The sequence below is a fragment of the Frigoribacterium sp. CFBP 8751 genome, from assembly GCF_014841545.1.
Lineage (GTDB): Bacteria > Actinomycetota > Actinomycetes > Actinomycetales > Microbacteriaceae > Frigoribacterium.
Window position 1 is genome coordinate 25,259 of record NZ_JACYUB010000007.1, and the last position, 25,013, is coordinate 50,271.

Genomic DNA, 25,013 nt, shown 5'->3' on the forward strand with positions numbered 1-25,013 from the left:
GCCTGCGACTGCGATCTCCCGTTCACACTTCCGTACGTCGGGGCGTACCCTTGTGTGCATGCCAGAGCAGAGTGTCGCCGACTACGCCGCCAAGAACGGTCTGTCGGTCCGCCGCGTCCAAGCGCAGGCGGCATGCGGCGCCCTACCCGCACGGCGGGTCGCGGGGCGTTGGTTGATCGACGAGTCACTCGAACACAGGGCCGTCGCCCGGCGCCCTCTCGGCGTCCGCATGCAGAAGGCCCTGTCCGCACGACTGGACGGTCTCGACGACGGATTGACGCCCACCGAGAGGCTGCGCCTCGCGAGGCATCTCGACGAATTGAGGTCTGACGCGGACCCCGCCGATCTCATCTGGGCATGGTTCCGACCCCGGCGGCCCCTCAGACTCGACGGACTGCCGAGCGATGTCGCCGACCTCCCCGCGGACGGCCGCGTCGTCCCCTCCGGGTTCAGCGACCCCCGTGCCGGGATCGCAGCCGCCGGGATGCTCGAGGCCCACGTCGGCGCCCATGACCTCGATGCCGTGCTCGACGACTTCATCCTCGAACCCTCCGACCGGCCCACCGTCCTGTTGCACGTCGACGACGTCCGCCCGAGTGATCCGGTGCCGTTGGCGGTCCTGCTCGTGGACCTCGCACAGAGCCCCGGGCCACGCGAGCGGGCCCAGGTCGGCCGTCTCGTCGCCGAGCACCTGGCATGACAATCGTCGCCCCCGTCATGACACCGACCCAGGCAGCCGCGTGGCATGCCCTCTTCGCCGTCCACCAGCGACTGCCGACCGGTTGGTGCCTCGTGGGTGGTCAGATGGTCCATTCGTTGTGCTGGGAGCACGGGATCACCTCGTCTCGCCCCACCGAGGACGCAGACGCGGTGTTGGACGTCCGGGCACATCCCCGGATGCTCTACGACTTCACCAGCAGCCTCGCGGACCTCGGCTACGGGCCGGACGGTGAGTCGTGGACCGGCCACCACCATCGATGGGTGAACGGCCGAGCGCAGATCGACGTCCTGATCCCGCGCTTCCTCGGCGTACGAGCGGATTCCCGACGAGGTGCCTCGGGCGGAACGACGATCGCTTCCGCGGGCGCACAAGGGGCCTTGAATCGGGCAGAGCCCATCCAGGTCGAGGTCGCCGGTGTCGTCGGAACGGTTCTCAGACCGACGTTGCAAGGCGCCCTGTTCGCGAAGGCGGCAGCTCTCGTCAACGATGACCCGAACCCCGACCGCCATCTCCTCGACATCGCCTTGCTCGGCACGGCCGTGGGCAGGACCGTCCGCCTAGGCAAGGGCGCGACGGCCGTCGAGAGGCGTCGCCTGCTCTCCGCGTTGGCACGGCTCGATCGCCGCCCGGCCCTGACGGCCGGACTCGAGCGCGGCCCGGGCGTGACTCGTCGAGTCCGGCTCGCTCTCGACCGGACCTGATCTCGACCCCCCGCAGACCCCGGTGTCGCCCTTGACACCAGAGTCCGTGCCGAGAGTTCGGGCTCCCGACGATGCCAGCGGTTCGGGCCGCCGACGGCGTGCCGCGACGGGGTCGGTCGGGCACGGGGTGCCCAGGGGCACCCGGGCATGTCTTCGGAGCGGCACGTCTCCCCCGTTTGGGTGACATCGCGAGAAAGGCGGACACGCAGGAGGCGCGGGTCACGCGACCCGCGCCTCCTGCGTCCTCGAGGCCGTCAGGCCCGACCGATCAGGCCCAGAGGAACGGCACCACGAACGCCAGCAGCGTGACGACCGGTCCGATGACCACCATCGAGAGGCCCCATCGGGTCAGGTGGCGGTAGAGGCGCGGCCGGTCCTCCTCGACACCCGAGGCGACGATGGTCGCGCCGGTCGTGCCGAACGGAGCGCAGTCGACGAGCGAGGCGGAGATCGCCAGGGCGTAGATGAAGCCGGTCATCTCGAGTCCGCCGCCCGGGACGAGCAGGGGGACGGCGAGCGGGATGAGCGCACCCAGGATGCCGATGGTGGAGGCGAAGGCCGACACGAGACCGGCGATCACGCAGATGACGAACGCGGCGAGCAGCGGCGACGAGACCGAGCGGGCGACCTCGCCGAGCTGGTCGATGGCGCCGAGCCGCGTCAGGACGCCGACGTAGGTGATGATCCCGCCGAGCAACAGGATGGTGTTCCAGTCGATGCGCGCCAGCGACGCACGGCCGACGTCGGGCTTGAGGAAGGCGAGGAAGACGGCGAGCGTCAGTGCGACCGCACCGAGGTTGAGGTCGACGTCGAGCAGCGTGATCGTGAAGAAGCCGACGATCAGCACCGGGATGCTCACGAGCACGACGAGCTGGTACGCGCCGAGTCGGGTGGCGGTGGCCGGCTCGGCGAGGACGGCGGTGCCGCCCTGACCGTGCCCGGCGCCGGCAGCGCGCCCGATTCCGGCACTGCGCGTGCCGCCGGTGCCGCCGGTCCCGCCGGCTGCCACCGCGGCCCGGGCCGCGCCCGCCGCCCGGGTCCGGGCGATCAGCTCTCGACCGCCGAACAGGAAGAACGCGACCAGCACGACGAGCGTGTTGACGCCGACCGAGAGGCCGAACATCAGACCCGGGTTGTACGGGATGCCCGAGGCCCGCGCCACGGTCATGACCGTGATGCCGTTGATGCTCGTCGGGGCGAGGGCACCGCCCACGATGGCCGAGCTCATGACGATGCCCATCATCGTCGAGTGGATCTTGTGCTTGTGCGCCAGGCTCATCGCGATCGGCACGATCGTGAAGGCGGCGTGCGACGTGCCGAGGCACGCGACGAGCGTGCCGATGACGAACATCGCCCAGGGGATGAGTGCGACGCGGTCGCCGATCAGACCGACCGAGCGGTCGACCAGCCAGTCGACGACGCCGGTCTCGCGGGCGATGCCGAACAGGTAGGTGATGCCGAGCAGGATCAGCAGGGCGTCGACCGGGAAGCCGCCGAGGACGTCGTCGAGGCTCTCGCCGACGACGAGCACGCCGACCAGGAGGGCGGCGACGAACGCCAGGGCGCCCATGTGCACGTTGCGGATCGCCGAGAGGGCGAAGACGGCGACGAGGACGATCAGCGCGACGAGCTCGACGCTCACGAGGTCGCCGCCGGGGTGGGTTCGGTCGGTTCGGGGGTGTAGGGCATCGTCGTCGATCTCCTGGTTCGGGGTGTCACGGGTCGGGAGGGGGGAAGGGGAAAGGCCGAGGAGGCGCGGGTCAGCGACCCAGCGCGAGCCCGGCCCGGTAGGCCGCCAGCGCCGCCTCGGGCACGTCGGCGAGGTCGTCCAGTCGCACGAGGTCGCCGGGGGCCACGTCGGCCACGAGCCGCGCGCCGCCGAGCAGGTAGTAGGGCGCGATCCCGTCGTCGTCGGGGTCGACGATGACGGGGACGACACCGGCGATCTCGTGGTGGTGGCCCTCGACGCGGAAGGCGGTGCCGACCGTCAGCGCCTCGTCGGCCCGGGCCGCGAGGATCGTGTGCTGCCGGGGCTCGGGCAGGCGCGACGTCCCGTCGACCGCGGCGACGATGCTCAGCGGGGTCTCGACGCCCATGAAGTGGTACGGCCAGTAGATGCAGGCGTGGCGGCCGTCGCGACTGACGACGTGCCCCTTGCCGCGCAGCGTCTCCCAGGTGACGGGGTCGCCGGTGCGGACGATCACGAAGACGCCGCCGGCGAAGCTGGCCTCGCCCGGCAGGCGGAGCATCGAGAAGACGTCGACGACGCCGGTGCGGCCGAGCAGACCGCCGTCCTCGCGCGCCGTGTAGAGGTCTGCGAGCTCGTCCGGCCGGGCGACGGGGTAGTGCATGGCCTCGACGTCGGCGCGGGCGCCGGTGTAGAGCGAGACGACGTTCATCTCGCACGAGTCGGCGGCCGCTGCCCGTTTGAGACCGGCGACCGCCGAGGCACGCGTCTCGACCGTCGCCAGGGGGTCGTCGCCCAGGTCGAGCAGCGACGCCAGGGAGGGAGCGTGGACGGTCGTGCCGGCCTGGTCGACGACGCCCGTGGCCGGGTCGAACGCGAGGTCGTACTCGCCCGACTTGCCGAGGGCCACGACGTCGAAGCCGCACTCGAGCACCCAGGCCACGAGACGCAACAGGTTCGCGGGCTGGTCGCCGTCGCCGGGCAGGTACCGCAGGCCGGCCGCACGGGCCTTGGCGCTCAGCGCCACGCCGGCGACGGTCTCGACCTCCTTGCTGACCATGACGACGTGCACCCCGCGGTCGAGCGCGGTGTCCGCGTAGCCGTGCCCGGCCTCGATGCGACCGGTGGCCTCGACGAGGACGTCGACACCGTCCCAGTCGACGGCCGAGGCGTCGGCGATCACGGCGATCGAGCCGGCCGAGACCGCCTCGGCGGTCGCCGCCGCCGTCGACGGCGTCGCGACGGACGCGGCGGGCACCCCGAGCTCGTGGAGCATGGCCGTCACCCCGTCGACGTCGGGGTCGACGAGCTGCGTGGCCGTCAGGTCGGGCAGGCGGCGCAGCTGGTCGAGCAGCGTGCGGCCGTAGCCACCGTTCGCGCCGGTGAGGAGGACGCGGACCGGAGTCGCGCGAGACGTCGTCGAGTGGAGGATCACCGTTGTTCCCGTTCGTTCAAGAGGCCAGGAGCGGCCCGGGCGAGCATGGCAACTGTAGCGAGACTTATCAAATTGTCAAACATCGCACCAAATAGTCACATAGACTGTCCTCGCCCACCCGCCCAGTCCGAGGCGCCGTGAGCCCGCCCGCCACCGAGAGGTCCTGCATGTTGATAGGTGCCGTCGCCGACGACTTCACCGGAGCCACCGATCTCGCCTCGGGCTTCCGCCGCCGTGGCCTCGAGACGGTGGTCGTCGTCGACCCCGCCGCCGTCGAACCGACGACGTACGCCGGCGTCGACGCGGTCGTGGTGGCCCTGAAGACCCGCACGGCCCCGGTCGACGAGGCCCTCGAGCAGTCGGCCGCCGCCCTGTCCTGGTTGGTCGAGGCCGGCGCCGGACGATTCGCCCTGAAGTACTGCTCGACCTTCGACTCGACCGACGAGGGCAACATCGGGCCCGTCCTCGACGCCTTCCGCGACCGGCTCGGGGTCGACCGGGCGATCGTCGTCCCCGCGTTCCCCGCGAACGGCCGCACCGTCCGCGACGGTCGCCTCTTCGTCGGCGACGACCTCCTCGAGGACTCGTCGATGCGTCACCACCCGTTGACGCCCATGACGCGCTCGCGGCTGCGCGATCTCCTGGCGCCCCAGACACCGACCCCCGTGACGGAGGTTCCCCTGGACGACGTCCGCGCCGGGGTCGACGCGCTCCGATCGACGCTCGACGACGCGCCGTCGGGCTACCTCGTCGTCGACGCCGTGGACGACTCCGACCTCGAGACGATCGGCCGGGCGACGGCACACCACCGCCTCCTCAGCGGCGGAGCGGGCCTGGCCCTCGGGGTCGGTGCCGCCGATGCCCCGCCACCCGCCCTGCCCGCCGAGTTCTCGCACGTGAGCGGGCGGCGCCTGGTCGTGTGCGGGTCGGCGTCCACCGCCACCCGCGGCCAGATCGCCCACGCGGCGGCCACCCACCCCACGCGCAAGGTCGACCTCGCGGCCGCCACGACCGACCCCGCGGCCGAGATCGCGGCACTCGCCGACTGGGTGCGCGGTCTCGACGCCGACTCGGTCCCCGTCGTCTACTCGGTGGGCGACCCGTCCGACGTCGTGGCGGCGGGCCCCCGCGGCCCGTCGACCTCGACCTCGACCTCGACTCCGTCGGCCGCGTCCGTGGTCGAGTCCGTCCTGTCGACCCTCGTGCACGACCTCGTCGCCGACGGCACGGTCGGGCTGGTCGTCGTCGCCGGTGGCGAGACCAGCGGTGCCGTCGTGACGGCACTCGGGGCACCCGCCCTGATCGTCGGGCCACCGCTGGGCCCGGGCGTCTGCTGGAGCGCCGCGACGACGAGTGACGGCCGACCGGTCGCCCTCGTCCTGAAGAGCGGCAACTTCGGTGCCGCCGACCTGTTCTCGACCGCCTGGGAGGCCCTCTCGTGACCGCCACGACCACGAAGACCGCGACGACCGCGGCCGAACGACTCGTCGACGCCGGCCGCGCACTCGTCGCCGCCGGCCTCAGCCCCGGCAGCTCGGGCAACGTCAGCGTCCGCGACGGCGACCGTCTGCTCATGACCGGCACCGGCACCATGCTGGGGTCGCTCACCGTCGACGACCTGTCGGTGCTCGCCCCCGACGGCACGCTGCTCGCGGGCCCGAAGCCGTCGAAGGAGGTCGCGCTGCACCGCGCGATGTACCTCAAGAACCCCGAGCACCGGGCCGTCGTGCACGTGCACTCCCCCTCCGCCGTCGCCCTGTCGTGCCTCGAGCCCTGGTCCGGGCACTGCGCCGTGCCGCCGCTCACGCCGTACTCGCTCATGCGGGTCGGCCAGGTGCCGCTGCTGCCCTTCGTCGCCCCCGGCGACCCGGCCATGGGGTCGCTGGTCACCGACAGTCCGCTGCCGTTCCGTGCGGCCCTGCTGTCGAACCACGGCAGCGTCGTCAGCGGCGAGGACCTCGACCGGGCCGTCCTCGGTGCCGTCGAGGTCGAGGAGGCCTGCCGGATCGCGCTGCTGACCCAGGGCGCCGACCGCCGCCTCATCCCCGCCGACCAGGTGGCCGCCATCACGGCGGCGTCGGGCATGCCGTGGACGGGCCCCACCGCACTAGGCTGACCGACGCGAGAAAGGCCGACGTGTCCCCCACAGCCCCCCTCATCCCCGAGCAGCGGCGCGAGAGCATCGTCGAGCACCTGCAGCGCGAGCGTGTCCTCAGCTACCGGCAGCTGACCGACCTCCTCGGCGTCAGCCAGATGACGGTCCGGCGAGACGTCGCGACCCTCGAGGACGAGGGTCGGGTCACGGCCACCCCCGGTGGCGCCAAGCTCACCCCGCGACTGCTGGTCGAGGCGAGCCGGGACGTCAAGCAGGACGTCGACGTCGCCCAGAAACGGGCCATCGCCCGCGCGGCCGCGGCGCTGGTGCGCGACCACATGACCGTCTACCTCGACGCCGGCACGACCGTGCAGGCCATGCGCGAGCACCTCGACGACCTCACCGGCCTGACGGTCGTCACGAACGACCTCGCGACCGTCCGGTCGTTCTTCGACCACCCCGACGTCGACCTCATCGTCGTCGGGGGCCGGGTCGACAGCGCGAACCAGTCGACGCTGGGGCGGCTGACCCGGTTGACGCTCACCGAGCTGTCGCTCGACCTCGCCTTCATCTCGTCGAGTTCGTGGGACCTCACGCACGGCGTCACGACGCCCGTCGAGGCCAAGGTCGAGGTCAAGCGGGCCGCGCTCGAGGTCGCCGAACGCTCGGTGCTCGTCGCGGACAGCTCGAAGTACGGTCGCTTCGGCAAGTACCGGGCCCTCCGCCTCGCCGAGCTCGACACGATCGTGACCGACGACCGCCTGGGCGACGAGGCGACGGCGGCCCTGGTCGACGCCGGTCTCGACCTCGTGGTCGCCGCCCCCTGATCAGCGCGGGACGACCGAGAACAAGAACTTCTTCTTCACCATCACCCAGAGCAACAGCACCGAGACCACGTGGACGACCGTGCCGACGATCACGTCCGAGCGGTCCAGCCCGGGGATCGACGCGACGGCGAGCACGAAGAAGACCTGCCAGATGAACACGTAGAGGCTGGCCTGCCCGAGGGGGACGTAGAACCAGCCGAGTGCCGCCGAGAGCGGCTTCCAGAACACGGTGAGGATCGCGTAGACGCAGACGACCACGAGCGCCACGTCGACGAGCCGGCCCCACTGCATGTCGACGCGCTGGTAGCCGGTCGAGTACAGGGTGTCGTACAGACCCGACGGGATCGGCCCCGGGCTGAAGCCGTAGGCGTGACCGGCCCAGATCAGCGCGAGGAAGCCGGCGTAACCGACGACTCCCACGCCCACCAGGACCTTGCCGAGCCGGGTGGTCAGCGCCGCCACGATCTGCCGCCGGTACCAGCCGATCACGAGACCGTGGGTGAAGAGCACCTGCCAGGCGAAGAGCGGGAACACCGGCTCGAACTGCGACGGCAGGGGGTGGAAGTCCGGGAAGACCACACCGACGGCGTAGATCGCCCAGCTGAGCAGCAGGACGGCCCACCAGGCACGCCGCTTGATCGCCCACGTCAGCGCCGGGATCGTCAGGCTCAGGACGACGAACAGGCCCATGATGTTGAACGGCCACGGCCCCATCTCGAGCAGCAGCAGTTGGCGCACCGCGTACCAGGGCGGCGGGTAGTCGAGCAGGCGGTCGACGTTCGGGTAGAGGTCGTAGACGCGTCCCTCGGCCGAGGTGCCCGTCATGCCCGTGCCGCGGTCGGTGAAGGTCGTGATCGCGGCGGTGTTCAGGAACGGCACGAAGCTCAGCGCGAAGACGATCAGGATGACCGCGAGGGTCACGACGTACTGCTTGCGCGCCCGGACGAACGCACCGATCGCCGCCGCCTTCTCGCCGTACTTCTTGATGCCGAGCGGGTAGACCATGCCCAGCACGATGCCGCTGAGGAACACGAACATCTCGGCGCCCGTGATCGCCCCGACGGCCTTCAGCGTGACGAACGAGAACGGCCCCGCGACCTCGATGTGCGTGACGACGACGGCCAGGATGATGAACCCGCGGAAGAGGTCGATGCGCAGGTCGCGGGCGGGGGATCCGTCGTCCGGGTAGCGCCAGCGGGGCAGCAGGCGCCCGACGACGCCGCTCACCAGGAAGGCCAGGGCGAGCGCCACGGCACAGGCGACGATCCAGCCCATCTCGTCGCCGCCGCCGTCGCGCACCTGTACGGTCGCGGCGTCGCCGTCGGTCGAGGTCACCCGGTCGCTGACCGGCCCGAGGTCGATGCGGTCGCCCGCCTCGAGGTCGGTTCGCAGGGCCTCCGCGATTCCCGGCTCGGCGGTGGCCCGCCAGTCGACGGGGCGGTCGCCGGCCTCGGCCTCGTCCCGCTCGACCTCGAGCCAGGTGACGCCGGCGATCCGGTCGTGGGTCGGCAGGGCGTCGAACACCTGACGCCACCAGCCCTGCTTGACGTCGAGCTCGGGGGCACCGTCGAACTCGTCGGCGTAGAGGGCGCCCGTGTCGAGCAGCATGGGTCGGTCGCGCCCCTCGGCGAAGCGCTCGTAGAACGTCGACGGCTGAGCCTCGGTGTAGCCCCAGGTCTCGTCGAAGCGCGCCTCGACCTCGCCCGCCGCCGGGGCCTGGTTCTCGACCAGCGGCACCGACGTGCCGGCGGCCGTCGAGGCGCTGCCCTTCGCGAAGTAGAACATCGACTGACCCACCCAGTCGACGGCGTCGTCGCCCGGGTAGTACGGCCCGTACGGGTCGTCGGCCTCGGTGACGCGCCCGTCGTCGTTCGTGTCGAGCAGGTCGACGTCGCCCGAGGGGGTCTCGGTGAGCCGGCCGACGGCGTCCGAGAACGGATAGCCCGCACCGTAGGACGGAGCCCACACCATGCGGGCCTGCGAGTCCCCGGCGTGGACCACGTCGGCCAGCGTGCGGAACGCCCCGACGAACGCCGTGGGCTGCTGCCCCCAGCGCTGCCAGTTGCCGTTCATCTCGGGCGCGAAGCGCACCAGTTGCAGCGTGCCGTACTGCTGGTCGATCTCGGTCAGCAGGTCGTCGGCCCGACGCGCGTCCGCGGCGTCGAGGTCGGCGAGCCGCCCGGTGGGCTCCAGGCTGACCACGAGCACGGCGCCCTGGGCGGCCGCGGCACGGGCCGACCGTCGCCACTCGTCGGTGGCCCGACCGTCGAGCGGGTAGTCGATGTTGACGCCGTACAGCGACGGCGTCGCGCCGAGTCGACCGGCGTAGCCGTCGGGGCCGTCCGAGCCCCAGTCGAGGTCGGGGCCGAACCACGTGCCCGAGGGTTCGGGAGGCGCGGCGGCGGCCGACGCGGACGTCGCGTCCCCGAGCACCGCCGGCCCCAGCGCCAGCGGCACGAACGCCGCGACGGCGAGCAGGGCCGCGCCGATCCGACGGGCCGCCCGCCGACGTGGCACCGTCGCCGACGGGTGCCTCAGCGTCGGCACACGAGCGTCCACACGTTGCGGCCGTCCTCGTGCCGGTAGTCGAGGCTCTCGAGGCTGAGGAGCGCCAGGGCCAGGCCGCGACCGTCCTCGTCCTCGAGGTCGGCCATCGAGACGGCGCTGAGGTCGATCTCGCTGGGCATGCCGTTGTCGTGGAAGACGGCCATCAAGCGGTCGTCGGTGGCGGAGAGCTCGAGGGTGAAGCGGCGGCCGCGGTCGGCCTCGGACCGGCGCGAGTGCTCGACGACGTTCGCCGCGATCTCGACGATGGCGGTCTCGAACGAGAAGCGCGTCTCGAGCGAGTCGTCGCCGAGCGAGGTCCACCACGCCTCGAAGGCGTTCTGCACCAGGTCGATGCTCTCGGGTTCGACGGCCACGTCGATGACGACGGGGCCGGGACGCTCAGTCATCGAGGGCGGCCGCGACCGAGGCGCGGGGCTTGAGGATGCGGTCGAGGTTCGTGAGGCGCAGCACCATCGAGACCTGCTCGGTGGGGGCCACGAGCCGCAGGTCTCCCCCGGCCTGGCGTGCCGACTTGAGGCACGACACGAGGGCCCCGAGGCCCGACGAGTCCACGAACGTCGTGCCCGAGAGGTCGACGATGATGAGGCGGTCGCCGGCCGCGAGACGTGCGGCCACCTCGTCGCGGAGTTGTGGTGTCGAGACGACGGTGAGGCGCCCCTGTGGGGAGAGCACGCAGCCGCCTTCGACGGCCTCGACGGTGACGGTCATCATGATTGTTCCTTGTCGTGGGGTGCCGAGGGCCCCGGATAGAGAACGGCCCGGACGATGATGCTGAAGATCACCAGGTCGAAGAGCACCCAGGCGATGTTGACGAGCGGCGCGATGCCCTCGGCCTGCCCGGTGGCGTAGCGGATGCCGACCAGCACGAGTGCGGCGACGAGGCAGGCGACGGCCCAGATCTGCGGTCGGACGAGGTCCCACCGGGGGCCGGTGGCCGCCTGCTTCGTCTTGGGCGTCACCGAGAAGCCGAGTGCGCGGCCGCGGTAGACGTTCTGGAACGCCGTGGTGACCGAGGCGATCCAGACCGGGAAGAGCGCCAGCGAGTACTGCTGCCCCCGCCAGGTCGGTCTGCCCGCCGCGACCACCCAGAAGAGCAGCTGGTTGAGGACCAGGAAGGGGATCAGGCGGGCGAAGAAGTCGACGCTGTAGGCCTGCACCGGGACGACGCCGAACGACAGGCACAGCACGGGCGCGGCGATGTAGACCACGGCCGCGAAGCCCGAGAGGTAGCTCCACATGGTGGAGAAGTACATGAGCCGCTGGCCCCACGACAGCCCCTTCTGCACGAGGGGGTTCTCGCGGAAGAACACCTGCATGGTTCCCTGGGCCCAGCGCAGACGCTGCGTCATCATGGTCGCCAGGTCCTCGGGCGCGAGCCCGATCGCGAGGGTCTCGTCGTGGTAGACCGACCTCCACCCCAGCCCGTGCAGGCGCATGGCCGTGGCCATGTCCTCGGTGACCGAGATCGTGGCCAGGGGCATGATCGCCTGCGCCTCGGAGCCGCGGTCGACGTCGAGCGCCCCGACGAGCAACGAGATCGACTCGATGGCGGCGAGCGGCGAGGACGACCGCTGCGCGAGCAGGTCGAGGGCCGCCTCGTCGAGGGCGTCGAACGTGTCGGGGCCGAGCGACATGGCCGCGAGCTCGGCGAGGTCGCCCTTCATGGCCGCGAGGTCGGCGTCGGCGAAACGGAAGGCGATCGTGTCGATGCTGCGCTGGAACCGGTAGGTGACGTCGCCGATGGACTCCCCTGCGGCGAACTCGGCCCGGGCCCGCTCGACGACGGTCTCGGCGTCGTCCAACGCCTCGAGCACGCGGGGCTGGCCGACGGCCTCCTCGCGGGCCCGCACCAACAGCTTCCGCGAGGTGCGGACGGCTCGACGCACGGCGGCCTCGACCTCGGTGACGTACCGCGAGACGCCCAGCTGCATCAGCGCCTCCCGACGGAGGACCGCGTTCGACCCGCAGAAGAACGCGCTGTTCCAGCCGTCCTTCGACTGCTGGATGGGCCCGTAGAACAACGGCGCCTGGCTGCCCAGGGGGTCGGACTCGGGCACGTTCTCGAACCACTGCGGCGTCTGCACGAGAGCGACGCGCTCGTCCTTGAAGTAGCCGAGGGTGCGGTCGAGGATCTCGGGCTTCGGCACCTGGTCGGCGTCGAGGATCAGCAGGAACTCGCCCTCGGTCGACAGGAGGGCGTTGTTGAGGTTGCCGGCCTTCGCGTGGCGCGGCCGGTCGGCCCAGTCGTCCGACCGGGTGATGACGCCGATGCCGGCGGCGTCGGCGGCGGGCCGGATCTCGGGGCGACCGCCGTCGTCGAGTATCCAGGTCGTGTGCGGGTATCGGATGCGCTGCGCCGCGAGGGCGGTGCGCATGACGAGGTCGACCTCTTCGTTGTAGGTGGTGACGAAGACGTCGACCGTGACCCGAGTCTCGAGGCCGTCCGGGTCGGGCGCGGTCGGCGGCTCGCCACGCTCACGCAGCCGCCAGGCCCCGAGGCCGAACAGCAGCGAGTCGATCACGCTGTACGTCTCGGCGAGGATCAGCGGCACCGCGATCCACCACGACGACCAGTTCACCGACGCGGCCCAGCGCCAGACGATGTAGTTCAGACCGGCGAGCGACGCCAGCAGGACCGCCACCCGGATCGCGACGATGCGGCGACCCGGGGTGGTCCGGTCGAGCAGCCGCTGGTCGCGGCGACTCAGGGTGTCGGTCACGCGCGACGGTCCATGACGACGACGGTGACGTCGTCGCGCGAGAGGCGTCGCTCGGTCAGGGCCGCCATCGAGCCGAGCAGGCCGAGGCCGTCGGCACCGCCGGTGGCGGGCCGCGTCGCGAGCCGCCCGACCTCGAGGGCCCAGTCGAACTCGTCGTCGAGGACGTCGAGGACGCCGTCGCTCATGACGATCAGCTGGTCGCCGACGCCGAGGCGGGTCGTCTCGGTGACGTGCTGTTGCTGCTCGTCGAGCCCGAGCGGCAGCCCCGTGCCCGCGAGGTGCTGCACGCTGCCGTCGGCCCGGACGATGATGGACAGCCCCGCCCCGGCGTCGACGAACGAGAGTTCGTCCGTGTCGAGGTCGAGCACGGCGTGGAAGTACGTGACGAACGTCCCCGTGCGCTGGAGGTCGGTCCGCACGGCTCGTTCGATGCGGTCGACCGCGAGGCCGAGTTCGCGTCCGGCGGCGACCTGCGGTGAGGCCGCACGACAGGCCGCCCGGACGGAGGACCCGATGATGGCCGCCCCGACGCCCTTGCCCATCACGTCGCCGACGGCCACGTGAACGAACCGGCCGACGAGTCCGTAGTCGTAGTAGTCGCCCCCGACGCTCAGCGAGGGCAGGCAGATGCCCTCGACCCGGACGCCCTCGACCTCGAGGGGCTCGGCCGGCAACAGCGCCTGCTGCGTGGACCGGGCGGCCGAGGCGTCGGCGTCGGCGAGGAGCTCGACCTGGGCCCAGGCGGCCAGGTCGCGGAACTCGGCCATCTCGTCGTCCGAGAGCTGCCGGGGCTCGGCGTCCATCAGGCAGAACGACCCCACGACGTTGCCCGATCCGTCGCGCAGCGGGTGACCGACGTAGAACCGCAGCCCGTTGTCGTTGAAGGCGCCCAGGTGGGCGAACCGCGGGTCGACGCGGGCGTCGTCGGTGGTGACGATCTCGCCCGTGTCGGTCACGAGGCTGCACGGGGTGTCGGTGCGCCCGGACTCGGGGTCGTCGAAGCCCGCCCGGCCGACGAAGAGCGCGCGCTCGTGGTCCATGACGGTGACCGACGACAGCGGCACCCCGAACACGGCCCGGGCGACGCGGGTCACGCGGTCGAGGCGGGCCTCACGGCCGGACTCGACGATGCCGAGCGTCTCGACCGCTCGCTGCCGACGTTCTTCGCGGACTTCGTCCCTGATCACACGGCTCCCTCTCGCTGGGCGCGCCTGGTGGGAGCGTGCCGTCTCCGAACCCTGCAACGATGCCACAGAGCCCTCGCCGCGTCATGCCCACCATTAGGGGGACACCGAGGAGGCGCGGTGCCGGTCGACCGGCACCGCGCCTCCTCGAGGCCTCGCGTCAGTCGAGGAAGTCGAAGACGAGATCGAGCGATCGGGCGGGCTCGATCGGAGCGGGCGACCCGGCAGGCGCCGCGACGAAGATGCTCAGCAGACCGTGCGGGGTCAGGACGACCGAACCGCCCCCGACGACCGGTGCGTCGGCATCGGCCGTGGCGACGAAGGCCCGACCGTCGAAGGCGTCCACGCGCTCGTCGTCGACCTGGTCGAGGGAGAGCCCGTCGACGTTCCCCTCTTCGGGCACCTCGGCGTCCATCCCGGCCGCGTCGAGCTCCTTCACCGTCGCGATGAACCCGACGCGTGACCCGTCGGCCTCGCTGGTCCACGTGCAGTTCGCCTCGTCGTCGCCGATGGTCGACGTCTCGGCGACGAGGGTCCGCCCCGTGACGAGATCACCCAGCACGACGCCCGCGGCGTCGCAGTCGGCGGGCAGGGTGAACTCGCCGGACGCCTGCTCGGCGGCGTCGGCCGTGGCCGTCGCCTGACCCGACGACGACCGACCGGCGTCACCGGAGTCGTCACCGCCGCCGGTGCAGCCGGCGAGCAGCAGCGTGAGCGCGACGGCCCCGGTGACGGTGGCGAGTGCTGGTGTGGTGCTGAAGCGCATGATGATCCCCCGGTGACGCGCCGGACCCCTTCCGACGACCGCCTCAGCCTAGACGGGTCGGTCCACCTCGGGACCGGTCAGTTGCCGGGCCAGAACCGGGCGATCAGGTCCTGGATGAACGGGATCAGGTCCTGCACCTGGTCGACCCCGGCGAGGGCGACGGCCACGAGGGGCCACAGCGACACGACGAGCGTCGAGATCACGGCCGCCACCCCGAGCACCCAGGCCAGGGCGCCGTTGCGCACCTTCACGACGAGCAGCAGCAAGACCAGGGCCAGCACGTAACCGATGGCGATCGCGGCGGCGATCGAGCCGACGGGCACGTCGAGGGCGCCGGCCGTGCCGCCGTCCGCCGCACCGATCAGGGTGAGGACGGGCAGCAGCACGCCGACGACGATGAGCACGCAGAGCACGACCGAGGTCACCAGGGCGGCCCAGACGGCCCGTGGCCGGGGACGTCGGGTCGTCATCGTGGTGCGCCGCCCGAACATCACTTCTCCGTCGTCGCGACGTCGTCGCCGTCGACGACGACCTGCGCGTCGCTGTCGGAGTCGACCTCGACGGTCACCGTGCCGCCGTCGACCGTCACGGTCACGTCGGCGCCGTCGGTGTGGCCTGCGTCTCCCGAGGAGGCGCGGGGGGCGTCGCCGTCCGAGGCCCGGTTCTCGTCCACCGCGTCGGCGACGCCGTCCACGGCGTCGGCAGCCTTCTCGCGGGCGCCGGCGACGACCTCGGACGTCTTGTCCAGTGCAGCGTCGGTGGCGTCGGCGGTCGTCGAGCGGGCGTCGTCGCCGCGGTCCGCCGCGGAGTCGCGGGCGTCGGCGGCAGCGTCCTTCGCCTGGTCGGCCACGTCGCGTGCCTCGTCGGCGACGTCGTCGGCCTTGTCCGCCGCCTTCTCGCCGACCTCGGCGGCGGTGGCCTTCGCCTGCTCGGCGACCTCGCCGGCCTTGTCACCCAACTCGCGGGCCTTGTCGGACAGGTCGCCCGCCGCGGCCGCGGCCTTGTCGGACAGGTCGCCCGCCGCATCCGCGGCGCGGTCCCGTGCCTCGCCGGCGGCGGCCTTCGTCTTCTCGCCGGCCTCCTTCGCCCGGTCACCCGCGGCGGAGGCGGCGGCGCCGACCTTGTCGCCGGCGTCCGAGACGGCCTGCTTCGCCTTGTCCGCCGCGGCGTTCACCTTGTCGGCGGCGTCCTCGTCGGAGTCGAACGGGCCGTGCACGTCCGTGACGGTCACGTTGACCGTGACCTCCTCGCCGTCGAGTTGCCCGACGGCGTGCTGGACCTGCGTGCGGACGGTGTCGGCGAGCGTGGTGACGTTGGTGGGGTACTCGGCCACGACGGCGATGTCGACCACGAGTCCCTCGTCGGTGGTGCCGGCCCGGACGCCGGGGACCGAGCCCGTGCCGATCGCCGTGCGCAGGGCACCGGCCAGTCGCTGGGTCGAGGTGCCGAGGGCGTGGACGCCCGAGACGCCGAGGACGGTGACGCCGATCGTGTGCTCGAGGACCTCTTCGGGCGAGGTGGCCTCGGTGGACGCCGCGGCGTCGATGTCGATGGGGGTGACGTGGTGGGTGGACTCGTTCATGAGACCGGCCTTTCATCGGGGAACGTGGGTGGTGCGACGGACGGCCCCCGTCCTCGGTCGAGGGCGAGGGCCGTCCGTGCGGTGGGGCGACGGGCGTCAGTCGAGCCGTGTCGCGGACGACATCTGGCTGCGCAGTCCGCCGTTGATCTGGATGACGACGGGCGTCTCGGTGCCGAGGACGCCGTCCCAGTGGGCGACGGCCTGGTCGATGCTCCGGCGGATCTCGGTCGGCGACACGCCCCGACGGGCGTTCGCGGTGACCCGCAGGACCGACTCGCGCTTGACGCGGAAGGCGGTCACGTCGACCGAGACGATGCCCGGGGTGTCGGCCAGCGCCTCCTCGAGGACCTGTTCGGCGACCTTCGCGTCGATCACCAGGCGACCACCGGTGGTCTGGTCGCGACGCGACCCCTCGTCGACGGTGAGCAGCGTGCCGGTCTGGCCGTGCCCCTGTCGCAGGGCGAACCAGGCGAGCAAGACGATCAGCACGAGGCTGACGACCGCGACGACCCAGAGGATCCACGGCTGGTCGGTGAGGGCGTCGGTGGTCGGGCCCTTCACGTCGGAGGCACCCTGCGAGACGGTCTGCTGGACGTCGGGCAGGAGGGCGCCGACGGCGACGGCTCCGCCGGCGAGCAGCAGCACGAGGCCGATGACGAAGACCACGATGCGGTTCAGAGCGCGATTGGTGCTGTTCATGAGCCGACCGTTCCTTTCTCGGACAACTTGACCTTGTGACGCAGGGCCGGGCTGAAGTCGTAGGCGTCCAGTTCGTCGCGGACGGCCTCGTCGATGCTGCGGACGTCGGTCTGACGGCCCGACGTGCGGGTGACCTCGATCAGGGCGCTGCGCTTGCCCACGCTGACGCTGACCTGCGAGGGGTCGACGTCGCCGGCGTAGCTCGCGGTGCGGGCCAGCGAGCGGGCGATGACCCGGTCGTCGACCACGGCCACGGTGCGCTCGGCTCGCGCCCCGCGACGACCCCGGCGACCGGGGGCGAGCGACACGATGATCAGGACGAGCCCGATCAGGGCCACGACGACCGCGACGGCCGTCAGCACCCCGACGGGAGCACTCGCGGCGTCGAGGGTCGAACCGACGAGGTCGGTCGGCGCCAGGAGCAGCGGTGCCGTACCGACGGCCTCGAGGACCGCCTCGGTGCCGATCCACGCCAGGGCGACGATCAGCAGGACGGCGAGGGTGATGGCGATGCCGGCCCGCGACGAGTGCGTCTCACGGCGCACGATGCGCTTGTAGAGCGATGCGGTGCTCATGCGACGCGCTTCCTCTCTCGGATGTCGGCACCGGTGATCTGCAGGTCGACCTTGTCGATGCTCGACCCGGTCAGCTGCAGCACGCGGTCACGGATGGTGGACTGGGCCGCCGTGAGGCGGTCCAGCAGGGTGCCCGAACGGCGTTCGGAGACGCCCAGGGGCGAGACCCGGATGGGGGTCTTGGCGATCACGCTGAGAGCGCCGTCGTGGTCGGCCAGCTCGACCGACACCTTCGACGCGGAGACCTCGAGGGCCTCCGCGGTGACGGCCGAGACGACCCGACGCACGGCACGTGACGTGATCTTGTTCCGGCCGTGGAGGGCCCGGTCGGCCGTCACCGCCGCGGTCACGACGACCGCCGCCCGCGGAGTGCGTCGGCGAGGCCGCGGACGTCGAGCTTGCCCTCGACGACACGGCCGACGCCGAACCCGATCGCCATGGCGATCGCGACGAACACGAAGGCCCAGAAGCCGAAGGCCAGGGCGGTCAGCGCCAGGACGGCGCCGACCAGCATGCCGGTGGTCGTGGCGGTCACTTGACGCGGCTGTCGTCGGTGTCGTCGTCGTTGTCCTCGGAGGGGATGTACACGTCGGAGACGGTGACGTTCACCTCGGTGACCTCCATGCCGACGACCTGCGAGATGGCGTCGGTGACGGACTTGCGCACGTCGTCGGCGACCTTCTGCAGCTCGACGGGGTACTCGGCGACGATGACGATGTCGGCGGCGACCTGCTTCTCGCCGACCTCGACCGAGACGCCCTGGCCGCGGTCCTGCTGGTTGATCACATTGCGGATCGCGCCGATGGCACGGGCGGCACCGTTGCCCAGGTCGTGGACGCCGCGCACCTCGCGGGCCGCGATGCCGGCGACCTTCGAGACGACGCCCTCGGCGATGGTGTTCTTGCCGGCGGCGTGGGACTGCGTGGTCTTGGCAGCGGCGGTGCTGGTGGAGGGGGTCACGTTGCTCATGGTTGCTCCTTGCTCTGGACCGGTGGGACCGGTCGGTGTCGGGGTGCCCGTGAAGCGGGTCACATCATTCAGACGCATGGGGCACGGCGGGTGTCATGGTGGGTCAGCCAGCTTTCAGGCAACGATTCACCACCACTCACATTTCGGCCATCACGTCCCCCGATCCGGGCACGGGGTGGTAGTCAAGAGGCATGGCGCGGGCCGTCCGGCCCCCGCCTCCTGGGTTCCGCCGCGTCCCGTCCCGCCCCATCCGATCGCAGGAGGTCGTCATCACCACCGACGACCCCCTCCTCGACGCCGCGGACGCGACGCTGGCCGTGCGGGCCCGCGACGGCGACGTCCACGCCTACGAGGTCATCGCGCGCCGACACGGACCGTTGATGCGGGTCTACGCCGCGCGCCTGCTGGGCTCCGACCTCGAGTCGGACGACGTCGTGCAGGACGCGTTCCTCACCGCCTGGCGGCGCCTGGCCGACCTCGACGACCCGTCCCGGGTGCGCAACTGGCTGATGCGCATCGTCAGCAACAAGGCGGTCGACCGTCTGCGGGTCCGGCGCGACCACGACGACGTCGACCGGCTCGAGGTGTCGGCCCCGCGACACGAGACGCCCGAGCGCGTGGTCGAGGCCCGGTTGCAGCTCGACGCCATGTGGTCGGCCCTCGACAAGCTCCCCCTCGACCAGCGACGGTGTTGGCTGTTGAGAGAGACCGCCGACTACTCGTACGCGGACATCGCCGAGGCCCTCGACCTGCCCGTCTCGACGGTCCGGGGCAAGATCGCGCGGGCCCGGGCGTTCCTGATCACCGAGATGGAGGCGTGGCGATGAGCATCGACGACCATTCCCCCCTCGACGTGCCCGAGACCGACGACACGGTCGACGGCATCCCGGTCGACCGCCTCGTCGACTACCTCGACGCGGGGCGCACTCCCCGCGACCCGGCCATCGAGGGGTCGGCCGCCTGCCGTCTCTACCTGCAGTCGCTGGCCCGGGTGCACGACCTGTCCCGCGCCTCCCTCGAGGACCGGGCCACCCGCGAGCCCGACCGCGACGGCGCCTGGATCGACGGCCTGCTCGACTCGATCCGACGCGAGGTCGTGGGCGGACGCGAGATCCCGGTGGGCCACCCCGACCCCGCGGTGCGGTTGAGCGTGACGGAGGCCGCGGCACGAGGGCTGGTGCGCCGGGCCGGTGACGAGCAGTCCGGCGTCGTGCTCGGATCGACGGCCTTCGAGGGTGACCTGACGACGGCGGGGGCCGACGTGGTCGTGCGGGTGACCGCCGCGGCCCGGTACGGACTCGACCTCGGCGCCGTCGCGGACGAGCTGCGCACGCGCATCACCGAGACGCTGACGCGGCACACCGGGCTGACCGTCGTCCGGGTCGACGTGCTCGTCGACGACGTCTTCGTGGCGAGGGAGGACGACCGATGAGCGACGACCTGCTGTCCCGTGACCTGACCGAGGTGCTGCGCGGCGTCGAAGGCGTGGTCGACGTGTTCGACGCGCACCCCGTCGTCGAGGGTGCGGTGCGGGCCGTGGCGGCCGGTCTCGACCTCGCGGGCTCGACCGGCCTCGTCGAGATCTCGCGGGCGGCCGGCTCGGTGTCCGTCACCGCCCACGTGGCGACCGCGCTGGACTCCCCGACGCCCGAGACGCTGGCCCGGGCGGCCGACGCGCTGCGGGGACGCCTGGCCGCCTCCGGCCTCGCGGGCGACGAGGTCGTGGTGTCGGTCTCGGCCCGCCTGGTCGACGCGCCCCGCTGACCGCGGGACGACGAGGAGGCGCGGTGCCGGTCCGACCGACACCGCGCCTCCTGCGCGTCAGCGCTCTCTCGTGAGCCGCTGCGGGTGGTGCGTGTGCTGCTACTTGATGGCGGCGCGGATCTCGGCGGCGGCACCGGCGACGTCGTCGGCCGAGTAGATCGCGGCACCGGCGACGGCGACGTCGGCTCCGGCGTCCTGGACCGAGCCGACGGTGGCAGCCTTGACGCCACCGGCGACCGAGAACGGCACGCCCGACGCCTTGCCGGCCTCGAGCAGCTTCTCGAACGTGAAGCCCTCTTCGGCCTGCTCGTCGAGCCCGGCGTGCATCTCGACGAACTCGGCACCGAGCGCGACGACCTCCTTGGCGCGGGCGGCCTTGTCACCGACGCCGATCAGGTCGACGACGATGCCCTTGCCGTGGGCCTTGGCGGCCTTGACGGCACCCGCGATGGTGCTGTCACCGGCGACGCCGAGCACGGTCACCAGGTCGGCGCCGGCCTTGAACGCCTCGCCCGCTTCGAGCTCGCCGGCGTCCATCGTCTTGAGGTCGGCGAAGACGATCTTGTCGGGGTGCGCCTCTTTGATGGCGGTGATGGCGCGGAAGCCCTCGGCCTTGATCAGGGGCGTGCCGAGCTCGATGATGTCGACGCTGGGCGCGGCGGCGGCGGCCAGCTCGAGGGCGGCGTCGGTGGTCAGGGTGTCCATGGCGAACTGCAGCTTCATGTGGTGCTCCTCGTGGGGGCGACGGGGCCCGATCGGGCCTCTGGGTACGTCGTCGATCCCGTTGCCTTCGATCCTGGTCCGACGATGCTGTGAGAGCAGCCCCTCGACGGGGGCGTCCCACCCACCCGTTCGGGTAGGGAGGGTGGCATCGGGTAGGTGGACGCCTAGGGTGGGCCCATGAGCCACACCTCGCACGACGGCCCCACCCGAGCCGGTTCCGACGCCCTCGCCCGGACGCTGGCGTCCGAGCACGCTCGGGCGACCGCCGACCTGGTGGACCGGCACGCGATGACGCTCGAGTCCGTGCTGGCCGCCCTGCGCTCGCGACGCCTCGACGACCGGGCGGCGCGGGCCGAGGCCATCGACGTCGCGGCGGGGGCCCTGGTCGCCCTGAGGACCGGCTCCGACCGCGACCGGGGCACGACCCTCGAGCCGGTCGTCGGCGCCTTCGCGCGCCTCCGGTCCGATCTGCGTCCGCTCGTGCGCTTCGGCGACCTGGACGTCCAGTTCGTCGAGCCGCCGGCGACGGGTCGGGCACTGCCGGGCGACGTGGCGCACGTGGCCCGGGCCGTCGTCCGGAACGCCGTGCTCACCTTCGTCGACGCGGGTGACGCTCGTCGGGTGCGCATCCAGTGGGACTGCGACGGCCTGAACCTGCTGATCGCGATCCGGGACGACGGAGCGGGCGAGTTGACGGCACACGACGACGCCCTGCGGCCGATCACCGAGCAGGTCTCGGGGGTCGGGGGCGAGCTGACGGTGGCGTCGACCGTGGGGTGGGGCTCGGAGCTGACGGTGCGCCTGCCGCTCGACCCGCCGCCGTCGAACGAGCCGTGGGAGCTGGTCGGGGCTCTGAGCGAGCGCGAGCGCGAGGTGCTGCACCGCGTGGCGGCCGGTGACCGGAACCGCGACATCGCGGCAGCGCTCGGCATCAGCGACAACACGGTGAAGTTCCACGTCTCGAACCTGTTGCGCAAGCTCGGTGCCCGCAGCCGCACCGAGCTCGCCGCCCTCGCCTCGTCCCCCTGACCCGGAGGCGGCACTCTGCCCTCTCGGCCCCCGCGTGACATCGAGTGGTCCCGAACCGTCCTTCGTCCCGCCACGAACGACGGTTCGCGACCACTCGACCACCGAGCGCGGGCAGGAGTGGTGACGGGCGCGGCGCGAAGCGCCGAGCCTCGTCCCGTGCGAGTTCGCGCCGAAGGCGCACGCCGCCGGAGGCGGCCGAACAAGCACCGAAGACGAGGAAAGCCCCTGCCGCCTAGGGCAGGGGCTTTCGAGTTCGCGCCGAAGGCGCACGCCGCCGGAGGCGGCCAGACAAGCACCGAAGACGAGGAAAGCCCCTGCCGTGTAGGGCAGGGGCTTTCGAGTCGTGTGCGCCTGGAGGGACTCGAACCCCCAACCTTCTGATCCGTAGTCAGATGCTCTATCCGTTGAGCTACAGGCGCGTTTCTCTGGCCGATTGGCCAGAGGAAACATTACACGAGGGAGGCGCGGGGCGCGAATCGAGCCGACCCGCGCCTCCTCGGGTCGTGTCAGTAGGTGTGTTTGCCTTCGCCGTCGCCCTTGTAGTCGCCGATCAGCTCGTCGACCTGGTCGGCGTCGGCCTGGCCGGGCTGGCGGGTGGGGACGGCGTCGTCGGCCGGCCCGTCGTCGAGCGTGCGCGAGCCGGTGCCGCCGTCGGGGTGGTTCTCGCTGGTGATCTCGACGGGGCGGTCGTCCCGCTCGCCGACGGTGTGGTCGCCGTGACCCTCGCCACTGCTGTTGCCACGACGCTCGAGGTCGGTCTCGTCGGTGCCGTGCGGGTCGTCCGGGGTCTTCGTCATCGGGTTCCTCCTGCGCGCCGGACTGTCCGGCGGTCGTGCTCCGAGCATGCGCCGCGGGTCCGACCTCCGCCCGCGACACCCACCACACTCACGGCTCGAACGGTTGGTCGGCCCGCCCCCGCCCTCGTCGAGAAGCACAACGACTCTTGCGCAACAGCTCTTGTGCACCTATCGTCGACTCCATGTCCCCCCGAGAGACCTCCCGCCACACCCTCACCGACGCCGCCTCGATGCGCGTGCTCGCCCACCCGACGCGGTTGCGCCTCCTCGGCCTCCTCCGCGAACGCGGCCCGCAGACGGCCGCCCAGCTCGGCGACGCCGTCGACGAGGCCCCGGGGACGATCAGCTACCACCTGTCGAAGCTCGCCTCGATCGACCTCATCGGGCCCGCCGAGCCGCAGACCGACGACCGCCGCGAGCGCTGGTGGCAGGCCACCGCCCAGCTCACCAGTTGGGAGCCCGCCGAGCTGCTCGACGACCCCGACCGCCTCGTCGCCTCGTCCGCCCTGCAGAAGTCGATCGGTCAGGTGTACGCGGCGCGCTTCGGCGAGTACGTCGACGCGACGCCCACCCTGCCCCGCGAGTGGGTCGCGGCCGGGGCGAGCGGTGACCGCAGCCTTCGCCTCACGGTGACCGAGCTCGCCGCCCTGCGCCGCGACCTCGAGGCCGTCGTCGACCGGTGGCTCGACGCCAGTGCCGCACACGACCCGGCGACCGACGACGGCGCCGAGTCGGTCGTGCTCGTCTACCAGTCCTACCGCCGCCCCTGAGGGCCGTCGTGAGCGAGAACGGACGAGCCGAGGAGGCGCGGGGCACCGACGACGCCCCTCACCTCGGCCGCACCGACCGGCCCCACGACGGGCGCCCTGGTCGCACCGCCCGCGTCGCCCTGTCGTCCCTGGTCGCGGCCCACGCGATCTCGCAGACCGGCAACGTCGTGACGGCCTTCGCGGTCCCCTTCTACGTCCTGGGGCTCGGGGGGTCGGGGGCCGAGGTCGGGCTCGCGGCGGCGTTCGCCACGGCTCCGGTGATCATCGGCGGACCGCTCGGCGGCGTCGTCGTCGACCGGGTCGGGCGCCGACGGGCCGCGATCGTCGCCGACCTGGTGAGCGGTGCCTCCGTCCTCGCGATGCCCGTGCTCGCCCTCACCGTCGGACTGCCGTTCTGGGCCCTGCTCGCGCTCGTGTTCGTGGGCGGGCTGCTCGACAGCCCCGGGCAGGTGGCGCGCCGAGTGATGCTGCCCGGGCTGACCGAGCGGGCCGGGGTGCGCATCGAACGCAGCGTGGGGCTGATCGACGGGTCCGAGCGCTTCGCCAAGCTGATCGGGGCCTCGATCGCGGGGCTGCTCGTCGCCGCCGTCGGGCCGGTCGCGTCGCTGTTCGTCAACGCCGCCACCTTCGCCGTGTCGGCCGCCCTGACCGGGGCGCTCGTCCCCGCGCCCGATCCGGTACGGACCGGATCACCGAATCCGAGAGACGACCACCCGACCGAGCCGACCGAGCCGACCCGCGCCTCCTACCGGGCCGACCTCGCCGAGGGAGCCCGGTTCGTCGTCCGCGACCCCCTGATGCGGCTGATCGTCGCGCTCGTGCTGGTCACGAACCTGCTCGACGCCGCCCGCGGGTCGACCCTGCTGCCCCTCTACGCCAACGACCGACTGAGAGGCGCGGCCGCCCTGGGGCTGCTCGTCGCCACCATGGGCGGGTGCGCCCTCGTCGGCAACGTCGCCTTCGGCTTCGTCGCCCACCGGGTGCCGCGCCGCGTCACCTTCGTCGTCTGCTTCACCCTCGCCGGGGGCCCCTCGAGCCTGGCGTTCGCCCTCGGCGCCCCGCTGCCCGTGCTGGTCGCCGCGACGGCCCTGTCGGGGCTGGCCGCCGGCGCGCTCAACCCGATCCTCGGCACGGTGCAGCTCGAGCGCACCCCCGAACACCTGCGCGGACGGGTCTTCGGGCTGGTCACGGCCGGAGCCTGGGCCGGCATCCCGATCGGCGCCCTGCTCGGCGGCCTCGCCGCCGACACCATCGGACTGGCGGTCGCGTTCGGCATCGTCGCCGTCGTCTACACGACCGTCACGCTCACCCCGCTCGCCGGCGGCGACTGGCGGCTGATGGAGCGCGGACGGGGGACGTCGCCGCGATCACCTGCACCCCCGCTGTGAGTCGTGCCGACCC

At 72.2% G+C, this 25,013-nt stretch carries 28 protein-coding genes and 1 tRNA gene; 11 read left to right on the forward strand and 18 right to left on the reverse strand.

What is annotated here, in order from left to right; translation table 11 throughout:
- Positions 1 to 58 precede the first annotated feature (58 nt).
- Positions 59 to 700: a hypothetical protein gene (locus tag IFT88_RS14815; protein ID WP_056227548.1), complete on the forward strand. Its 642-nt coding sequence runs from the start codon at positions 59 to 61 to the stop codon at positions 698 to 700.
- Entirely contained in the window at positions 697 to 1,422 is a 726-nt protein-coding gene (locus IFT88_RS14820; RefSeq protein WP_192121482.1) for a hypothetical protein, read from the forward strand. The genes IFT88_RS14815 and IFT88_RS14820 overlap by 4 nt, the downstream gene beginning before the upstream one ends.
- 268 nt (positions 1,423 to 1,690) lie before the next feature.
- Here the strand turns inward: IFT88_RS14820 and IFT88_RS14825 are convergent, their stop codons facing one another.
- Positions 1,691 to 3,064: an SLC13 family permease gene (locus IFT88_RS14825; RefSeq protein WP_192121484.1), complete on the reverse strand. Its 1,374-nt coding sequence runs from the start codon at positions 3,062 to 3,064 to the stop codon at positions 1,691 to 1,693.
- 118 nt (positions 3,065 to 3,182) lie between these two features.
- Positions 3,183 to 4,544: a homoserine dehydrogenase gene (locus tag IFT88_RS14830; RefSeq protein WP_342212170.1), complete on the reverse strand. Its 1,362-nt coding sequence runs from the start codon at positions 4,542 to 4,544 to the stop codon at positions 3,183 to 3,185.
- A 167-nt stretch (positions 4,545 to 4,711) separates the two neighbouring features.
- Between IFT88_RS14830 and otnK the strand changes: the two genes are divergently transcribed.
- Genes otnK through IFT88_RS14845 form a run of 3 tightly spaced genes read left to right on the forward strand, consistent with a single transcriptional unit; the run spans position 4,712 to position 7,466 of the window.
- Complete coding sequence (gene otnK / locus IFT88_RS14835; RefSeq protein WP_192121486.1) at positions 4,712 to 5,986, forward strand: 3-oxo-tetronate kinase; 1,275 nt, start codon at positions 4,712 to 4,714, stop codon at positions 5,984 to 5,986.
- Positions 5,983 to 6,660 (forward strand): class II aldolase/adducin family protein, encoded by a 678-nt coding sequence (locus IFT88_RS14840; RefSeq protein WP_043597614.1) that lies wholly within the window; start codon positions 5,983 to 5,985, stop codon positions 6,658 to 6,660. Before otnK ends, IFT88_RS14840 begins: the two co-directional genes overlap by 4 nt.
- Before the next feature lie 20 nt (positions 6,661 to 6,680).
- Positions 6,681 to 7,466 (forward strand): DeoR/GlpR family DNA-binding transcription regulator, encoded by a 786-nt coding sequence (locus tag IFT88_RS14845; protein ID WP_043597616.1) that lies wholly within the window; start codon positions 6,681 to 6,683, stop codon positions 7,464 to 7,466.
- Here the strand turns inward: IFT88_RS14845 and opgC are convergent, their stop codons facing one another.
- The 13 genes from opgC to IFT88_RS14910 form a co-directional block, all read right to left on the reverse strand.
- The gene (gene opgC, locus IFT88_RS14850) at positions 7,467 to 10,013 is read right to left on the reverse strand and encodes an OpgC domain-containing protein (RefSeq protein ID WP_192121488.1); all 2,547 of its coding nucleotides are present in this window, start codon (positions 10,011 to 10,013) and stop codon (positions 7,467 to 7,469) included.
- Entirely contained in the window at positions 10,001 to 10,420 is a 420-nt protein-coding gene (locus IFT88_RS14855) for an ATP-binding protein (RefSeq protein WP_192121490.1), read from the reverse strand. The genes opgC and IFT88_RS14855 overlap by 13 nt, the downstream gene beginning before the upstream one ends.
- Positions 10,413 to 10,745 carry an STAS domain-containing protein gene (locus IFT88_RS14860; RefSeq protein WP_043597617.1) on the reverse strand — a complete coding sequence of 111 codons (333 nt, stop codon included), beginning with the start codon at positions 10,743 to 10,745 and terminating at the stop codon, positions 10,413 to 10,415. Before IFT88_RS14860 ends, IFT88_RS14855 begins: the two co-directional genes overlap by 8 nt.
- Entirely contained in the window at positions 10,742 to 12,691 is a 1,950-nt protein-coding gene (locus IFT88_RS14865; protein WP_342212178.1) for a glycosyltransferase, read from the reverse strand. Before IFT88_RS14865 ends, IFT88_RS14860 begins: the two co-directional genes overlap by 4 nt.
- A gap of 59 nt (positions 12,692 to 12,750) precedes the next feature.
- Positions 12,751 to 13,941 carry a GAF domain-containing SpoIIE family protein phosphatase gene (locus IFT88_RS14870; RefSeq protein WP_056227531.1) on the reverse strand — a complete coding sequence of 397 codons (1,191 nt, stop codon included), beginning with the start codon at positions 13,939 to 13,941 and terminating at the stop codon, positions 12,751 to 12,753.
- A 157-nt stretch (positions 13,942 to 14,098) separates the two neighbouring features.
- Positions 14,099 to 14,704, reverse strand: coding sequence for a hypothetical protein (locus IFT88_RS14875; protein WP_056227528.1), 606 nt, complete (start codon positions 14,702 to 14,704; stop codon positions 14,099 to 14,101).
- A gap of 77 nt (positions 14,705 to 14,781) precedes the next feature.
- The gene (locus IFT88_RS14880) at positions 14,782 to 15,174 is read right to left on the reverse strand and encodes a hypothetical protein (protein WP_249409075.1); all 393 of its coding nucleotides are present in this window, start codon (positions 15,172 to 15,174) and stop codon (positions 14,782 to 14,784) included.
- 20 nt (positions 15,175 to 15,194) lie between these two features.
- Positions 15,195 to 16,286 carry an Asp23/Gls24 family envelope stress response protein gene (locus IFT88_RS14885; RefSeq protein ID WP_192121492.1) on the reverse strand — a complete coding sequence of 364 codons (1,092 nt, stop codon included), beginning with the start codon at positions 16,284 to 16,286 and terminating at the stop codon, positions 15,195 to 15,197.
- Between the two features lie 96 nt (positions 16,287 to 16,382).
- Complete coding sequence (locus IFT88_RS14890) at positions 16,383 to 16,985, reverse strand: hypothetical protein (protein ID WP_056227520.1); 603 nt, start codon at positions 16,983 to 16,985, stop codon at positions 16,383 to 16,385.
- A complete protein-coding gene (locus tag IFT88_RS14895; RefSeq protein ID WP_192121494.1) occupies positions 16,982 to 17,560 on the reverse strand; it encodes a DUF6286 domain-containing protein in 579 nt (192 codons plus the stop codon). Before IFT88_RS14895 ends, IFT88_RS14890 begins: the two co-directional genes overlap by 4 nt.
- Entirely contained in the window at positions 17,557 to 17,910 is a 354-nt protein-coding gene (locus IFT88_RS14900; protein ID WP_043597627.1) for a hypothetical protein, read from the reverse strand. The genes IFT88_RS14895 and IFT88_RS14900 overlap by 4 nt, the downstream gene beginning before the upstream one ends.
- Positions 17,907 to 18,095 carry a DUF2273 domain-containing protein gene (locus IFT88_RS14905; RefSeq protein WP_043597628.1) on the reverse strand — a complete coding sequence of 63 codons (189 nt, stop codon included), beginning with the start codon at positions 18,093 to 18,095 and terminating at the stop codon, positions 17,907 to 17,909. Before IFT88_RS14905 ends, IFT88_RS14900 begins: the two co-directional genes overlap by 4 nt.
- On the reverse strand, positions 18,092 to 18,529 hold the full coding sequence (locus IFT88_RS14910) for an Asp23/Gls24 family envelope stress response protein (RefSeq protein ID WP_043597631.1): 438 nt from the start codon (positions 18,527 to 18,529) through the stop codon (positions 18,092 to 18,094). The genes IFT88_RS14905 and IFT88_RS14910 overlap by 4 nt, the downstream gene beginning before the upstream one ends.
- 191 nt (positions 18,530 to 18,720) lie before the next feature.
- On the opposite strand from IFT88_RS14910, the gene IFT88_RS14915 reads away from it, so the two are divergent.
- Genes IFT88_RS14915 through IFT88_RS14925 form a run of 3 tightly spaced genes read left to right on the forward strand, consistent with a single transcriptional unit; the run spans position 18,721 to position 20,293 of the window.
- The gene (locus IFT88_RS14915; RefSeq protein WP_192121496.1) at positions 18,721 to 19,356 is read left to right on the forward strand and encodes an RNA polymerase sigma factor; all 636 of its coding nucleotides are present in this window, start codon (positions 18,721 to 18,723) and stop codon (positions 19,354 to 19,356) included.
- Positions 19,353 to 19,961 carry an Asp23/Gls24 family envelope stress response protein gene (locus IFT88_RS14920; RefSeq protein ID WP_043597669.1) on the forward strand — a complete coding sequence of 203 codons (609 nt, stop codon included), beginning with the start codon at positions 19,353 to 19,355 and terminating at the stop codon, positions 19,959 to 19,961. Before IFT88_RS14915 ends, IFT88_RS14920 begins: the two co-directional genes overlap by 4 nt.
- Positions 19,958 to 20,293, forward strand: coding sequence for a hypothetical protein (locus IFT88_RS14925; RefSeq protein WP_043597633.1), 336 nt, complete (start codon positions 19,958 to 19,960; stop codon positions 20,291 to 20,293). The genes IFT88_RS14920 and IFT88_RS14925 overlap by 4 nt, the downstream gene beginning before the upstream one ends.
- A 99-nt stretch (positions 20,294 to 20,392) precedes the next feature.
- Here the strand turns inward: IFT88_RS14925 and hxlA are convergent, their stop codons facing one another.
- Positions 20,393 to 21,016: a 3-hexulose-6-phosphate synthase gene (gene hxlA, locus IFT88_RS14930; RefSeq protein WP_043597635.1), complete on the reverse strand. Its 624-nt coding sequence runs from the start codon at positions 21,014 to 21,016 to the stop codon at positions 20,393 to 20,395.
- Between the two features lie 177 nt (positions 21,017 to 21,193).
- On the opposite strand from hxlA, the gene IFT88_RS14935 reads away from it, so the two are divergent.
- Positions 21,194 to 22,045: a helix-turn-helix transcriptional regulator gene (locus IFT88_RS14935; RefSeq protein WP_192121497.1), complete on the forward strand. Its 852-nt coding sequence runs from the start codon at positions 21,194 to 21,196 to the stop codon at positions 22,043 to 22,045.
- Between the two features lie 346 nt (positions 22,046 to 22,391).
- Here IFT88_RS14935 and IFT88_RS14940 read toward each other — a convergent pair.
- Positions 22,392 to 22,464 (reverse strand) — tRNA-Arg (locus IFT88_RS14940).
- A gap of 87 nt (positions 22,465 to 22,551) precedes the next feature.
- Positions 22,552 to 22,842, reverse strand: coding sequence for a hypothetical protein (locus IFT88_RS14945; RefSeq protein WP_056227446.1), 291 nt, complete (start codon positions 22,840 to 22,842; stop codon positions 22,552 to 22,554).
- A gap of 182 nt (positions 22,843 to 23,024) precedes the next feature.
- Here IFT88_RS14945 and IFT88_RS14950 point away from each other — a divergent pair, with 182 nt between their 5' ends.
- Both IFT88_RS14950 and IFT88_RS14955 read left to right on the forward strand, forming a co-directional pair.
- Positions 23,025 to 23,612 carry a helix-turn-helix domain-containing protein gene (locus IFT88_RS14950; RefSeq protein WP_192121500.1) on the forward strand — a complete coding sequence of 196 codons (588 nt, stop codon included), beginning with the start codon at positions 23,025 to 23,027 and terminating at the stop codon, positions 23,610 to 23,612.
- Between the two features lie 8 nt (positions 23,613 to 23,620).
- The gene (locus tag IFT88_RS14955) at positions 23,621 to 25,000 is read left to right on the forward strand and encodes an MFS transporter (protein WP_192121502.1); all 1,380 of its coding nucleotides are present in this window, start codon (positions 23,621 to 23,623) and stop codon (positions 24,998 to 25,000) included.
- The last annotated feature ends 13 nt before the right edge of the window (positions 25,001 to 25,013 follow it).